This is a genomic window from Ensifer oleiphilus (genome assembly GCF_013371465.1).
Lineage (GTDB): Bacteria > Pseudomonadota > Alphaproteobacteria > Rhizobiales > Rhizobiaceae > Ensifer > Ensifer oleiphilus.
Genome location: NZ_JABWDU010000010.1, coordinates 245,749 through 260,047, shown reverse-complemented (window position 1 = coordinate 260,047; position 14,299 = coordinate 245,749). Strand labels below are relative to the sequence as shown.

The window sequence follows — 14,299 nt, the reverse complement described above, 5'->3', positions numbered from 1 at the left end:
GCCCAGGCTGCTCGAACGCCAGATCAGGCCCGACAGCGGGATGAGGATGATCAGCACCAGCCAGAAAAGCGTGACGCTGAGCGCCAGACCGAACCCGGGAAGCACACTCGGCTGGCGAAACCGCCAGCGGCTCTTGTGGCCATGCTCTCTCAAATCCAGCTCACCTCTTCCATGCGCCTCAGGAAAAACCCAGGCGCTCCCATTATGAGATCGATCAAGCTGAACTAAGCCAGCCTATCGATCTCCCGATTGAGCTCGAACCAGACCCCACGATGCAGCCGTCGAAACAGGTTTCTCGCCCGGCTTGTCGAGTTGGCCGAACACAGCACCATCCCACAAAACCTCGATTGCACTTGCCGTCGAAGCCCTCAGGTCAAACTATCAATTTCGCGGGCGCCAACAACGCAATTTTTTGACGGCAAGTGGCCTCAAAACGAAACTGATTTCGCCGAGAAACGCGTCAAAAGAAACACTCTGCCTCAAGCATTGTTCCCAGGTCGATACGACGATCTCGGCGATGTGATTCAAGGCTGAAGAAAGTTATGCTATAGAAAATATAGATATTGAACATTCCTTGCTTACATCGTGCCATTCCCCTTCGCATAATCGCCTCGTGAACTGTTTGACCAGCAGACGGTGGGCGTGCCGTCAATTGGGCCCTGTCGCACGAGGCTGATAGCATGGCAAAAACCTTGATTATTCCGGGCCTGTTCGGCTCAGGTGCGGGGCACTGGCAACGCCACTGGCTCGACGACCATCAACAGGCCACCCTAGTCGAGCAGGACGACTGGGACCACCCGGTACTCACGCGATGGCGCGACACGTTGGAGCGGGCCATAGTTCGACACGGCGTCGTGGATCTTGTCGCGCACAGTCTGGGCTGTATTCTCGTTGCCAGCATGGGGCGAAGACCGCTGGCGCGTCAGATCAGAAGCGCGCTTCTCGTGGCGCCGTGCGACCTTGATGTGACCGAAGGGCTTCATCCCGGTGCGATTGAGTTCGGCGCCATGCCGGAACAGCCTCTGCCGTTTCCGAGCCTGATCGTCGGCAGCCTCAACGACCCCTATATGTCTTTCGATCGTCTCAGACACGTGTCCACCCGCTGGGGTAGCCGCCTCGTCGATCTTGGAAACGCCGGTCACATTAATATTGCCAGCGGGTTTGGTCGCTGGCAGCGAGGTTACGACCTGCTGACGGTCCTGAACGGCATTGCGCGGCGCGAACAGCCTTTGGTGAGTGTTGTCCAGGCCGGTGAAAAGCGGGAGGTCAGTGCCGCCGCGGGGAGGTAGCCAGGTGTGTGCGACACCCGTGCCCGCCGGTCAGCGATGAGGAGGGCGTACAAAGGGCTTGATGTCGCCCCGTTTTCGCGTTCTAATAGCGCATAAACTTTATAGAGTATGCCGTATAGGGATGACCATGTGCCGAGGTGCCAGGCCAGCCAGAACAACGCATACCTCCTCGCCGGCCCACGCGGCTGGCGGCTCCATTCCCCGACACTGCAGATATGCGCCAGGGCAGCGGCTGACCGCGGTGCTGGGCGATAGACCAATGTCCGGTCCGTGTTCGGGATCGGAACAGCCATGCGTTTCAAACTTTGCCGGCTGATCACAGCCAGGCCACAAGGGAGCTCACATGACTGTCCACGGATTGTTTGCCAAGATTTCGCCAGATGCTGATGGCCCGCAGACAAAACCGCGCATCGCCATCATCGGCCGGGGATTCTCGGGGATCATGATGGCGATCGCGCTCATGAAGTCGGTACGAACAGCGTTTCATGTCCATCTCTTCGACCCGCAACCGACAATCAGCGGCGGACAGGTGATGGCCGCCGCCCAGAGCGGTGAGATTCTCAACAGCCGCGTCCGGGATCTTTCGGTTGCCGCCGGGCAGCCGGAGGATTTCAATGAATGGCTTTGCGCAAATCAGGATTTTCGCTCCGCCGTCTCTGCAGCCATTCCCGGTTTCCAGCAGATCTTCGTGCCGAAGCGCATTTTCAGCGATTATGTCTACCAGCGTTTTTCCGAAGCGCTGACGCGACGGCCGGATATTTCGATGCAGCTCTCCTGCCAGGCGGTGCTGGGACTGCGAAAACTGCCGTCGGGACGCTTTCTCGTCATGCAGGAGGAAGGCTCGATCGAATGCGATATCGCCGTGCTTGCGACCGGATTCGGCATCCGCGCCCTTGAAATGGAAGTCGCGGACGAAGAGCGCCCATTGGTGAGGGCGCGACGTCTGGTAGTGCCACGCCATGCGGTACTGCTCGGCAGTGGCGTGCGTGTCGTCGATCGTCTGCTGCAAATGCGTGACAGCGGCTATGCTGGCGAAATCACCATTGTCTCCCGCCACGGGTTCCTGCCGCAGGCGCACACACGGCTGGCGGCAGCACCCACTTTTCCCGTCGATCCGATGCCGACAAGGCTTCGCGATATCGTCCCCTTCGTGCGCCAGGCTTGCGCAGACGCCGAAGCCAACGGCCTTGGCTGGCAGGCGGCGATGAACGGGCTCCGGCGCCGCGCGCGTTCCCTATGGCAAGCCCTGCCGGAACACGAGAAGCGTCAGTTTAACCGCCACCTGCGCTCGATCTACGACAGCCACCGCAATCGGCTGCCAGCACCCTTGCATCTGCGACTGCAGCAGGAATTGGCTGGTGGCCGGACTGTCGTGCGCAAGGGCTGGGCAGGGCGCCGGCGATCCGAGGGATTGATGGTTCGTTGGGCCGGGGCCGCACAAGAAGATCTGCTGGAGGCCGATCAGGTCATCGATTGTCGCTGTTCTGCGCCGGATCTCAAGTCGCCGGTCATCCAGAACCTCTTTGCCGGTGGCCTGGCGCAGCCGGACGAACTCGGGCTCGGCCTCGCGGTCAGCCCCGCGGGCGAGGTGCTTGCGGACGGCGGTCCAACCGCCAACCTCTACGCGGTCGGCCCTTTGGGGCTGGGCAGCCTGCCCGATATCGATCTCGTCCCAGAGATCGTCACGCAAACCTATGCAGCGGCGCGGTTGATTGCAACGCGTCGCCGAGTGACCCAGAAGTCAGCATAGGAAGGCCGCGTTTGATCCTCAGCGGCGGTTTGACCACGGAACCAGCCGCCGCTCGACCGATCGGGCAACGACTTCGAACAGGAAGGCGACGAGCGCGATTACCACGATGCCAGCAATGACGATGTCGGTGACCAGAAACTGCGCTGCGGACTGGATCATGAAGCCGAGGCCGCGTGTCGCCGCCACAAGTTCGGCGGCAACCAGGGTCGACCAGCCGGCGCCAAGCGCAATGCGCGTGCCGGTGAGAATGGACGGCAATGCGCCAGGCAGGATCACATGCACCAGCAATTGCCGCCGCGTTGCGCCGAAGGCGCGCGCGGCATTGATGTGGTCGGCGGACGCGGATTTGACGCCTGATGCCGTCGACAGAATGATGGGCGGCAGGATCGCCAGCGCGATAACGGCGATCTTCGAGGCTTCGCCAATCCCGAGCCAGATGATGACCAACGGCAGATAGGCAAGCGGCGGCAACGGGCGGAGAAATTCAACGATCGGATCGAGGATGCCTTTGCCCCAACGGCTGGTTCCGATCGCAAGGCCTGCGGGCACGCCAAGGATAAGGGCAGCGGCGAGAGCACCGAAGATGCGCGAGAGGCTGGCGGCGACATGCTGGACGAGCGTCGCGTCGACGAACCCCGTCGTCGCCAGTCCGCGCAGCGCGCGAAGCACAGCGAGCGGTGAGGGCAGGAACAGCGGCGGCACCAGCGCGTAAAACGAGACGAGGCCCCACAGGCCGACCACCGCCACAACCGTCGCTGCTGAAATCCAGAGAACGGGCCGCGGCCGTGCCGGTCGCCCGGTATCCGTTTCACCCGTTGGTTCGTTGTCGATCGACGCCGTCTCCATGGAAAGGGTCATGCTGCAACACCTTCGTCTTCTGAATGAATGAGACCGGTCAAGCCATCGTGCAGCCGCCGGAATTCGGCCGAGGCACGCAGCTCCGATTGCGGTACTCCGGCAAGATAATCCCGCGCGAAGTTCACCGGGATCACCCTTGCGATCCGGCCGGGGTTGGCATTTAGTACGATGACGCGCGTTGCCAGCATCAAGGCTTCATCGATGCTGTGCGTGATCAGAAGCGCGCCGGCACGGCTCGCCTGCCACATGTCCAGGAGAAATCCCTGCATGCGCACGCGCGTCAGTGCATCGAGGGCACCAAGTGGCTCATCCATCAGCAGGAACCGCGGATGAGAGGCCAAGGCTCTGGCAATGCCCACACGTTGGCGCATGCCGCCGGAAAGCTCCCAGACTTTGCGGTCGGCCGCATCCGGCAGGCCGACATGTTCGAGCAGCGCGCGCGCCTCCTTCAGCCGTTGATCTCTGCCGACGCCGCGCAAGCGCAGGGGGAAGGCCACATTTTCAATCGCCGTCAGCCACGGATAAAGCGCGTCGTCCTGAAAGACGACTGCTCGGTCCGACCCCGGTCCAGATAACGTCTGGCCGTCAAGCGCGATCCGGCCGCTGCTTGGCGTCAGGAATCCCGCTGCCAGATTGAGCAGGCTGGTTTTGCCCGAGCCGGACCTGCCGATCACCACGACAAAATCGTCGCCGGTAATATCGAGGTTGATCCGGTCCAGGACCAGCGGTGCCTGCGACCGCCCATCGCCAGGCGCATAGCGCAACGAGACATTTTCAAGCCGAAGCATCGACATTGCGCAATCCTCATACTCTCTGGCGTGGATCGATTGAAAGGCTGGCAGTTTGCCTGCGGGCATGCCGCCAGCCCGTTGATTGCCACTCCAGCCCTGCTCAGAACGAGAGCTTGGCGGCTTCCTGTGCCCAGCGCGCCGAGACGTAAGGGCCGTAGTCGGCGAGAACTGCCGGGATCTTGCCCTGCTCGAGCAGGAAGGCAGACGTTTCTGCGACCGCCTTGACGGTTGCGCCGCCAAGAAGATCGGGACCAGCCTGCTCCTCCAGGGACGGGAAATAGTATCCCTTCAGCAGCGCCGGCACGTCCTCCTGCTTGGCACCCGTCAACCGAGCGATTTTTTCCGCCTGAGCCGAGGTTGCGTTCCACGCCTCCGGCTTTGCCCGGTAGTCGGCATAGGCGTCACCGGTCACCTTGACGAACCCGGTCACGATATCCGGATGCGCCTCGGCGAATTTCTTGCTGACGATCCAGGCGTCGAAGGTCGGGCCACCCCACTTCGCGACGTCGGCGGAGGTAGCAAGCACGGTCGATGTCTTCTTGATTTCGGACAGAACCGGATCCCAGACATAGGCGCCATCAATGTCGCCACGCGTCCAGGCTGCAGCGATTTCCGGCGGCCGCAGGTTGAGGATCTCGACGGACTTCGGATCAACGTTCCAATGCTTGAGTGCCGTCAGCAGGCTGTAGTGCGCCGTCGACACGAACGGCGTTGCGATCTTCTTGCCGGCAAGTTCCTCCGGCTTGTTGATGCCCTTGACCGCCAGAGCTTCCGCCTCGCTGATGAGACCGACGACGAAGATGGTTTCGAACGGCAGTTCCCGGCTGGCGGCCGCCGCCAGTGGCGATGAGCCGACATAGCCGATATCGATCGAGCCGGATGCGAGTGCGGCTATGACATCGGCACCGCCGTCGAACTTCTGCCAGTTGATCTTTGCCCCGGTCACCTTTTCATAAGTGCCATCGGCCTGGGGCACGCGCGACGGTTCGACGATCGGCTGGTAGCCGATAGTCAGCGTGGTGTCGGCAGCATGTGCTGCGAACAGTCCCTGTGTCGCCAGCAACAGCGCAGCGGTTGAGACCAAAAGGGTGCGTCTTGCGATTGTCATTGCCGTGCTCCTCAACGGTTTGGCGATGGCCCCGTCGTGGAGCCTGCAATGATAGTCTCAAAACCCATGGATTTTATGGAGATAAAAAATACCCCGTTTGCTCGACGGGGTATGACGCCATTCCAAACTTCGGCCACTTGTACGTCGTCTGTGCCCAAGTTGGGTCGATGCTTGCGGTTAGGGCTGAAAGCTGCCGTAACGACCGCCATGGTAAAGTACCGGCTCGCCGGCGGCGGAGGTAATCGCCAGGACCCTTCCCAGAATGATCGCGTGGCTATGGCGCTCGATGACTTCCTCAACTTCGCAATCAATAGCGGCGAGCGCGCCGTGCAGAACAGAAGCACCGCTGACGAGGGTCCGCCAGTGCGCGCCGTCGTAGCGCGCCGAGCCTTTGAGGCCCCCGAAGCCGGCGAACCTTTCAGCCACGTGCTGCTGCTCGCTGGCGAGAATGTTGACGCAGAAATGACGGTAGCGCTCGATCACCGGCCAGGTGGAAGACGTCCGGTTGATGTTGACGATCATCGTCGGTGGGTCGACCGACAGGGCCGTTGCCGACGTGACCGTCGCGCCGGTGCGCTCGTCGCCGACGCCGGCGGTGATGATCGAGACGCCACCTGAAAGATTGCGCATTGCCGACTTCAGTTCGTTAGCAGTGACCGGGGAGGGACGGTCGGCGGCATGACTGGATGTCGTGAATGCGGGGGAAGCGGCAAGAGCGATGTTCATGGCAATATCCTCGAAAAATTTCACCTGCTTCCCGGTCTGCAATGCGCAATCCGGGAAAAATTTTTCCTCCACTCAAAAATGATCGCCTGATTTTTCATTGTCAATAAATTTTATAGAGTTTATCTTTTTCAAGCTGCCGGCCCCTGTTGCCGTCCGCCACAGATCGCGTCCGAGGAGAATTCGCATGGGCAACACGCCTGACAAAATCAACGTTCTCTGGTTCCTGCCCACCCATGGCGACAGCCGCTATCTCGGCACGACGCGGGGAGGGCGCAATGTCGACCTGAACTACCTCAAGCAGGTCGCCCAGGCCGCCGATTCGCTCGGCTATTACGGCGTATTGATACCCACTGGCCGCAGTTGCGAGGACAGCTGGGTGGTGGCGTCGGCGCTGGCACCCTTGACCGAGAAGCTGCGCTTCCTGATCGCGGTACGACCGGGACTGCTATCGCCGACACTTGCGGCCCGCATGACGGCAACGCTCGACCGGCTGTCCGAGGGGCGGCTGCTCATCAACGTCGTGACGGGCGGCGACCCGACGGAAAACAAGGGCGACGGCATCCATCTTTCGCATGCAGAGCGCTACGAGGTCACCGAGGAATTCCTCAACGTCTACAAAGCGGTTCTGCGCGGCGAAGACGTCAGCTTCAAGGGAAAGCACTTCAATATCGAGGGCGGCAAGCTGCTGTTCCAGTCCGTGCAACAGCCGCATCCGCCGCTCTATTTCGGCGGGTCATCCGGCAAGGGCCAGGAGGTTGCGGCCAGGACGATCGACAAATACCTGACATGGGGAGAGCCGCCGGAAGACGTTGCCAAGAAGATTGCCGAAGTCCGCGCGCTGGCCGATGCTGAAGGTCGGGACGTCACCTTCGGTATCCGGTTGCATGTGATCGTTCGCGAGACGGCAAAGGAAGCCTGGCAGGCGGCCGACGACCTGATACAATATGTCGATGACGAAACGATCGCCGCGGCACAAAAGGTGTTCGAGCGCATGGATTCGGTAGGTCAAAGCCGCATGAGCCGGTTGCATGGCGGCCGGCGCGACAAGCTTGAGGTGGCGCCCAATCTCTGGGCCGGCGTCGGTCTCGTGCGGGGCGGTGCAGGCACTGCGCTCGTCGGTGACCCGGATCAGGTCAAAGCGCGGATGGAAGAATACCGCGAGATTGGCATCGATACCTTCATCATGTCCGGCTACCCGCATCTGGAGGAGGCCTATCGCTTCGGCGAACTCGTGCTGCCGAACCTGCCGCTCAACCATTCGGTCCCTGCTCGCGAAACGTCTATCAACACCGGCCCGTTCGGTGAGACCATCGCGGGCGACCACAGGCCGAAGCTCAAGGTCTCTCAATCGTGACGCGCCTATCCCGCCGACCGGTTGTCGCAATCATTGGCGGGGGGTTCACCGGTGCGGTGCTGGCAGCCAATCTCGCCAGGAACATGCCCGAACACACGGCCGATGTCTTCGTCTTCGAACCGAGGTCGCGGCTCGGGGCTGGCCTTGCCTACGACACGTCGGACCCGGCCCACCGCGTCAACGTCCCGGCGGCGCGGATGAGCCTGTTGACGGACGATCCGGATGATTTCCTGCGATGGCTTGCGGCCGCACGAGAACCTCGCGACGATCCGGATGCTCTGGCAGCCGACGGAAACCTCTACCCGCGGCGCACGGTATTCGGCCATTATGTGAGCGACTTTGTCGCTCCGCTTCTTGCAAGTGGGCAGATCCACCATTGCCGTGAACGGGTGATCCAGATCGCCAGAACGGGGGATCGGTGGGCCGTCAAGGCGGACGGAGGCACCGAGGTCCTGGCCGACATCGCCATCATCGCCACCACCCATCCGGCGCCCTGCCCACCTCAGCATATTTCCGGTGCGCTTGCCGGCCATCCGCGTTTCGTCCCCGATTCGACATCATCAGGCGCACTGTCGGTGATCTGCGCGGAGGATCGCGTCCTCATCATCGGCAACGGGCTGACTGCGGCCGATGTCATCGCTTCCTTGCGGCACAGCGGACACCGAGGTGCGATCACTGCCGTATCTCGCAGGGGGCTACGGTCGAGGGGGCATGCAACAACTGCCCAGGAACCATTCGGGGATTTCGTTACCGACCCTTCGCGAACAGCCCGGACGCTGTTGCGCCGGGTACGCCTTGCGCTGCAGCAGGTCCCGGCGGAAGGGCGAAGTTGGCACGCCGTCTTCGATGCTTTGCGCGCGCAGGGGGGCGACATTTGGCGAGCGCTGCCGGTTGTGGAGCGGAGGCGGCTTGTCCGTCACCTGCGCGTCTATTGGGATGTGCACCGATTTCGTGTCGCGCCGCGGATCGACGCCGTGATTGCGCAAGGGCTCGAACACGGTGACATCGGGGTCATTGGCGGATTGGTGAAGGAGATAAGCCAGCACGGCGAGACCATCATCGCCAAGATCCGCCATCGCCATACCAACCACTCTGAGACGATGAAATTTGATGCTTGCGTCGTGACCACAGGCCCCGCACACGCGAGCATCTTGAAAAGCCAACGCTGGCTGGCGGACTTGGCAGAAGGAGGCCATCTCCAACTGGATGCGGTCGGCCTCGGTCTTGCCTGCGATGATCAAAGCCGGGCAATCGATGGCAATGGAAACGGCAACGACACGCTTTTCATCGCCGGCCCGCTTGCCCGCGGCACATTCGGCGAACTGATGGGACTGCCTCAAGTCAACGAGCATGCGATCTTCGTTGCCGACCGGGTCGCGCGACGGCTGGAACGTCAATTCCGGTTCGGGCCCGTGGCAAAGACGGCCTGACACTCAGAGGATTTCTGCCCTAGCCCAAGGAAACGGAGCCGCTTCCAAAGCATGTCCCGCAAGAGTGTGCCGCGGTTTTGCGATAACGACATGCGTGAAAACAAGACCTTAAAGCGCGCCAAGCGAGCCTGAAAGATCGCCACGCGCCTTAGCCTTCCGGCTGGCCCTCAAGACGCCGTGTCCAATCCTCGACAGTTCGAGTTGCCAAGCGTTTGCTCGCATAGTCGCGCCAGTTCGCCGGCAATATTGCGAGATTGGCGATTTCATGAAGCGCATCCCGGTTCATCGTGTCGACGTAGAGATAATGCCAGAGCCGCCTTATGGTCCACGTCGGGCACCGGCGTTCGACCAGAACCAGGGCGTCGGCAACACAGACGCGTCCTTCTTCGATGACGCGGTAATACCAGCCGGTGCGCCCGGATTGCTGGACCCGGCGGGCCATATCGTTCAGCCCGAAACGCTTGTTCAACTTCCAGCAGGGCTGCCGTCCCTGGCTGACTTCGAGCAGCGCACGCCCCAGGCGGAAGCGATCTCCAACGGCAACGTCGTCTTCGGTCAACCCCGAGGTCGACAGGTTCTCGCCGAACGCCCCCAGGCGACCGAGAACGGAGATCGGGCCGATCTCCGACTGCCAGAGCCGGTAGTGATCGCCGGGGTAGTGATGCACTGCCTTCTCGATGCCGCCATGCCGCTTGAGATCGCCTTGGTGATCGCCAATCAGCCCGGTAGCCGACAGGTTCAAAGACCCGGCAACCGGTTTCTTGTCGATGCCGCTTGGCGTCCCGCGTTCGTCGATGGCGGTCAGGTCGCCCACAAGCAAGGCGTTGAGGGCGATTGGTTGTGCTTGATCAGTCCGCATGCACCTGCTCCAGCCATTCCGTGATCATTGCGTCGGCGGCCACCGCCAGCGCGGCGCCGAAATCAGCGGTGTCGTTTCGGAGTTTTGCGATATCGATTTTCGCTGCTGCCAGCTCACAGGCGTGGCCGACCAGCCACCGTTCGAACGCCGGTCCCGCATCCGCCTCGGGGTGAAACTGAAGCCCGAGTATGTTGCTGCCGATGGAGAACGCCTGCTGGATGTTCCTGGAGGTGGACGCCAGCAAGGTCGCACCGACGGGAAGGTCGTAGGTATCGCCGTGCCAGTGCAGCATCGGCACCCCGTCCAGATGGCGGAGGGGAGAAACGCGACCAACTTCGGTAAGGCTGATCGGCTCGAAACCGATCTCCTTGATGCCCGATGGGAAGACCCGCGCGCCGCTCGCACGGGCCATCAGTTGCGCGCCAAGGCAGATGCCAAGGGTTGGACGTCCTGTCTTCAAGCGGGCAGTCACGACCTCGACCTCCCGCTGCAGGAACGGATAGGCCGAATCCTCGTAGGCGCCTATCGGCCCGCCGAGGACCACCAGGAGATCGGCAGCCTCCGGTGCGAAGTCCAGAAAGTTCGAGGATCCGACGTCGCGGTATTCAATCCCGTAGCCGGCACGACGAAGGGGAGCGTCAAAGGTGCCAAGATCTTCGAAGTGAACGTGCCTGATCACCAGGGCCGATTTCAGTGTCATCGCGTCTTTGTCTCCAACCGACGTAAGCTCTCATCAGGGATCGCGCAGCCGTCCGTGCTGCAGCCAGCGAGATCCCGAAGCGTTGTTGGCAGTGGCTCGTCGAGCGCGTTCGCCAGCCATGCACCGACGAGCAGGTCGTCCTCGATGCCGAAGCGATGGTGGCGCACTGTACCGTCGCGTCCGATGATAATGGTGGTCGGCGTGCCGCGCATGCCGTAGCGCTGCATCGTGCGCGGTATCGGCATATCCACCGAAGCGGCGTCGACACCGATCGGGAAGGTCAGCCGGTATTCGTGGATGAACGCCTTGAGAGCCTCGGGACCCATCGCCGCATGGTGTTCAAAGACCGTGTGCAGCCCGATCACCTGTAGGTCCGTGTCGCGAAACAGGCGTTGCACGCGCTGGGTTTGCGGCAGCCCGTGTGAGACGCAAGCTGGGCAAAGCATCTGAAAGGCATGGATGAAGACGACGCGTCCGCGCAGCATGCCGAGGCTGAGCGGCGCGGTGGTGTTGAACCAGCTTGCGACTTCCAGTTCCGGCGCCTGATTTGGGGTATCTGTTGTCATGGGGCCATTCCTTCGGGAAGTGCCGGGCAGACAAGGCTGCCCGGCGGGTTCTCAGGCAGCTTCGCGCACGAGCTTGACGCCCGGGAAGTCGACGGGAACGGCGAGCGCCACATTGATGTAGTTGGTGAAAAGATTGAGCGCGACATGGGCGATGATCTCGACGATGTCCTGATCGTCAAAGCCTTTATCGCGCAATGTCTTGACGTCCGCGTCCGAAGCCTGGCCGCGCTTTTCTACCAGTGTACGCACAAACGAGAGCACCGCCGCCGTGTTCGGGTCGCTGGATTGGCCGCGTTGGGCGTCGGCCATCTCCTGTGCGGTGGCGCCCGCCTTGCGACCGAGCGCGGTGTGGGCGGCGAGGCAATAGTGGCAATCGTTGCGGTCAGCGACGGCAACGGCGATCTGCTCGCCGAGCTTGGCGCCGAGCCGGCCACTACCGAGCGCGCCGAACGAACCCCACATGCTCGCAAGTGCCGCCGGTGAATTGGCCACCGCCTTGAACATGTTCGGCGTCGCGCCGAAGGCGGCGTGGATGTTGCCCAGCAGTTCGGCGCTGTCACCGGTTGCCGACTTGGGGTCAACTAGACTAATTCTGCTCATGGTTTTCTCTTTCTATTCGCGTGGAGGGAGAAAATGCCGGTTCGCCGATGGCAGTCGACGGACCGGCGCCGACATCATCGGGACCGAAAGCGCTGTGGTTCATTCGGTCCCGAAGGTGAAGAGGTTGGTCCTGGCGAGACATCTGCTGGCTTGGGCGTGGCAGCGCCCAAAGCATTGGCCGAGACAGAGTGCCGGTGCTGGTTTCCTTCATTGCATCTGGTCACGGCCTCAGGCCACGCCGCGGTTGAAGCTTGCCCAGACAGACGCCTGGCTTGACGGATCTGCGGTTTCGTATTCGCCGCAATCGATACGCAAATCGGCCTGGCCGAACGGTGCGTTGACGAAGGCGCAATGGTGAGGCTCTTTCGAATTCGGATAGACGTTCGGCTGAAAGTAGCGACAGTTGACGCACATGCGCTGTTCCGGGATGGCGCCGGACACTTGCAACGAGCGGATGATCTTGACGAGATGCAGGAGCAAGTCTTGCTGCTCGAGCGTCGACAGCGCGGCAAAGGCATCGTCTGTTGACGAGGCGATCATGCCCGCGCTGCGCACCGCAGCCTCACCTTCGGTTGTCGCGGCCACCGCGACGGCGCGCGCGTCAGAAGGATCGGCAAGCTTCCGGACAAAGCCCTTGCGCGTCAGGGCGTTGATCGAGTCGGTCGCGGTCGGCTGGCTGACGCCAAGATAGGCGGCGATCTGCTTGACCCGCATGCCCGCTTTGCCGCGGCCGACCAGAAAGATCAGGATCTGCAGCTGCGTCGGGTTCAGCCCGATGACGTCGGCTGCCGTCCACGCCTCGGTGCGCATGGCGGTTGCCACCCTCGCAAACCCGTCGCCGATGCGGTCGATGATCCCAGGTGATGTTTTTGCGGTTATCGTCATGCGCCATATATATAGGAGTCCTATTTATTGTCAATTCGCCACACGGGAAATCCGCCTGCAATTTGACGCGCATCAAATTGGATGCGCGGCCCTGGGCCTATCACTGCGTCGAACAACCCAAGCACGGGCTGCTCGGTCAAACGGAGAGTACGATGTTGAAAGCAATCAAGAGCGGATTGGGCCTCGCAGTGGCGGTGATGTTGATCGCTGCGCCCGCAACCGCCGCGGATTTCGAAGTGCACATGCTCAACAAGGGCAAGGAAGGCGCGATGGTTTTTGAGCCTGCGTCGCTGAAGGTTGCTGCCGGCGATACGGTCACCTTCATCCCGACCGACAAGGGGCACAATGTCGAAACCATCAAGGGCATGATCCCGGACGGTGCGGAAGCCTTCAAGAGCAAGATCAACGAAAACTACAAGGTTACATTCACCGCGGCGGGCATCTACGGCGTGAAATGCACGCCGCACTACGGCATGGGCATGGTCGGCGTCATTCAGGTCGGCGACAGCCCGGCCAATCTCGACGCGGTCAAGGGGGCCAAGAACCCGAAGAAGGCGCAGGAGCGGCTGGATGCCGCCATCGCAGCGCTCGGCAACTAACGCCGAGACTTGCTGAAACGGGCGGGCAGGGACAGGCCGCTCGAAGGCGCCGCTTAACGGGGCGGAAGGCGGCGCCATCAGGTGGAACCAATGCGACACGTTCGCGTTGGTTCCGCATGGATCAGATCATCGCAGACATGTTTCCCCCGTCCCACATCCCATATCAGGTCATCTTCGCGCGCATGCTCGCAGCCCTGATGATGGGCGCGCTCATCGGCTTCGAGCGCGAGGCGAAATCGCGGCCGGCCGGACTGAAGACCCACATGCTCGTATCCCTTGCCGCATGTACCTTCTCGATCATCTCGCTTGAAAGCGTCTACATGAAGGCCTTCTTCGACCAGCGGGTCCAGATCGACCCGTTGCGTGTCGTTGAAGCTGTGACCGCGGGAGTTGCCTTTCTGGCTGCCGGCACCATCGTCCTGTCGCGTGGGCGCGTCCAGGGCCTGACCACCGGCAGCAGCCTCTGGCTGGCCGGCGCTATCGGCCTTTCACTCGGCTTCGGCCATTGGATCATCGCCATCTTTGCGGCGGGTTCTGCCTTCTTCGTTCTTACCGTTGTCGGCTGGTTCGCAGCGGCGTCCAAGGGTGAAGCAAGAACGGACGCTGGATCCGAGGCAGCCAAGCCTGGCGGCGAAGCCGCCACCTCCCCCAACGTCGCTCGCTAGACTCGATTTCCATTTCGCGCCCCCCGCCATGCCCGCTTCGACTGCGGATGGCTCCATCCGCTTATACCTCTTCCGCAACGCACGTTGTCGGCCGCCATCTCGCGATGGCGGCCGACCTA

15 protein-coding genes are annotated in these 14,299 nt (G+C 61.9%); 6 read left to right on the top strand and 9 right to left on the bottom strand.

Features of this window, described 5'->3' with window-relative positions:
* Nucleotides 1-680: 680 nt before the first annotated feature.
* Both HT585_RS28350 and HT585_RS28345 read left to right on the top strand, forming a co-directional pair.
* Entirely contained in the window at nucleotides 681-1,289 is a 609-nt protein-coding gene (locus tag HT585_RS28350; RefSeq protein ID WP_176356126.1) for an RBBP9/YdeN family alpha/beta hydrolase, read from the top strand.
* Nucleotides 1,290-1,632: 343 nt separating this feature from the next.
* Complete coding sequence (locus HT585_RS28345) at nucleotides 1,633-3,039, top strand: FAD/NAD(P)-binding protein (protein WP_176356125.1); 1,407 nt, start codon at nucleotides 1,633-1,635, stop codon at nucleotides 3,037-3,039.
* Nucleotides 3,040-3,057: 18 nt separating this feature from the next.
* Here HT585_RS28345 and HT585_RS28340 read toward each other — a convergent pair whose 3' ends face one another.
* The 4 genes from HT585_RS28340 to HT585_RS28325 form a co-directional block, all read right to left on the bottom strand.
* On the bottom strand, nucleotides 3,058-3,897 hold the full coding sequence (locus HT585_RS28340; protein WP_176356124.1) for an ABC transporter permease subunit: 840 nt from the start codon (nucleotides 3,895-3,897) through the stop codon (nucleotides 3,058-3,060).
* Entirely contained in the window at nucleotides 3,894-4,691 is a 798-nt protein-coding gene (locus tag HT585_RS28335; protein WP_176356123.1) for a taurine ABC transporter ATP-binding protein, read from the bottom strand. The genes HT585_RS28340 and HT585_RS28335 overlap by 4 nt, the downstream gene beginning before the upstream one ends.
* Nucleotides 4,692-4,788: 97 nt before the next feature.
* Nucleotides 4,789-5,796, bottom strand: a complete 1,008-nt coding sequence (gene tauA, locus HT585_RS28330) for a taurine ABC transporter substrate-binding protein (RefSeq protein ID WP_176356122.1) — start codon at nucleotides 5,794-5,796, stop codon at nucleotides 4,789-4,791.
* A 177-nt stretch (nucleotides 5,797-5,973) separates the two neighbouring features.
* On the bottom strand, nucleotides 5,974-6,522 hold the full coding sequence (locus HT585_RS28325) for a flavin reductase family protein (RefSeq protein ID WP_176356121.1): 549 nt from the start codon (nucleotides 6,520-6,522) through the stop codon (nucleotides 5,974-5,976).
* A 184-nt stretch (nucleotides 6,523-6,706) separates the two neighbouring features.
* Between HT585_RS28325 and ssuD the strand changes: the two genes are divergently transcribed.
* Nucleotides 6,707-7,876, top strand: a complete 1,170-nt coding sequence (gene ssuD, locus HT585_RS28320) for an FMNH2-dependent alkanesulfonate monooxygenase (RefSeq protein ID WP_176356120.1) — start codon at nucleotides 6,707-6,709, stop codon at nucleotides 7,874-7,876.
* Complete coding sequence (locus tag HT585_RS28315) at nucleotides 7,873-9,306, top strand: FAD/NAD(P)-binding protein (protein ID WP_343214106.1); 1,434 nt, start codon at nucleotides 7,873-7,875, stop codon at nucleotides 9,304-9,306. Before ssuD ends, HT585_RS28315 begins: the two co-directional genes overlap by 4 nt.
* Before the next feature lie 148 nt (nucleotides 9,307-9,454).
* On the opposite strand, the gene HT585_RS28310 is transcribed toward HT585_RS28315, so the two are convergent.
* From HT585_RS28310 to HT585_RS28290, 5 genes are all read right to left on the bottom strand, one after another.
* Complete coding sequence (locus tag HT585_RS28310) at nucleotides 9,455-10,165, bottom strand: MOSC domain-containing protein (protein WP_176356119.1); 711 nt, start codon at nucleotides 10,163-10,165, stop codon at nucleotides 9,455-9,457.
* Nucleotides 10,155-10,865 carry a glutamine amidotransferase gene (locus HT585_RS28305; RefSeq protein ID WP_210270595.1) on the bottom strand — a complete coding sequence of 237 codons (711 nt, stop codon included), beginning with the start codon at nucleotides 10,863-10,865 and terminating at the stop codon, nucleotides 10,155-10,157. The genes HT585_RS28310 and HT585_RS28305 overlap by 11 nt, the downstream gene beginning before the upstream one ends.
* Nucleotides 10,862-11,431 carry a redoxin domain-containing protein gene (locus HT585_RS28300; RefSeq protein ID WP_176356118.1) on the bottom strand — a complete coding sequence of 190 codons (570 nt, stop codon included), beginning with the start codon at nucleotides 11,429-11,431 and terminating at the stop codon, nucleotides 10,862-10,864. Before HT585_RS28300 ends, HT585_RS28305 begins: the two co-directional genes overlap by 4 nt.
* 51 nt (nucleotides 11,432-11,482) lie before the next feature.
* On the bottom strand, nucleotides 11,483-12,031 hold the full coding sequence (locus HT585_RS28295) for a carboxymuconolactone decarboxylase family protein (RefSeq protein ID WP_176356117.1): 549 nt from the start codon (nucleotides 12,029-12,031) through the stop codon (nucleotides 11,483-11,485).
* 228 nt (nucleotides 12,032-12,259) lie between these two features.
* A complete protein-coding gene (locus tag HT585_RS28290; protein WP_176356116.1) occupies nucleotides 12,260-12,916 on the bottom strand; it encodes a MarR family winged helix-turn-helix transcriptional regulator in 657 nt (218 codons plus the stop codon).
* A gap of 197 nt (nucleotides 12,917-13,113) precedes the next feature.
* Between HT585_RS28290 and HT585_RS28285 the strand changes: the two genes are divergently transcribed.
* A complete protein-coding gene (locus HT585_RS28285) occupies nucleotides 13,114-13,515 on the top strand; it encodes a pseudoazurin (RefSeq protein WP_246707990.1) in 402 nt (133 codons plus the stop codon).
* A 116-nt stretch (nucleotides 13,516-13,631) separates the two neighbouring features.
* Nucleotides 13,632-14,180 carry an MgtC/SapB family protein gene (locus HT585_RS28280; protein ID WP_176356114.1) on the top strand — a complete coding sequence of 183 codons (549 nt, stop codon included), beginning with the start codon at nucleotides 13,632-13,634 and terminating at the stop codon, nucleotides 14,178-14,180.
* The last annotated feature ends 119 nt before the right edge of the window (nucleotides 14,181-14,299 follow it).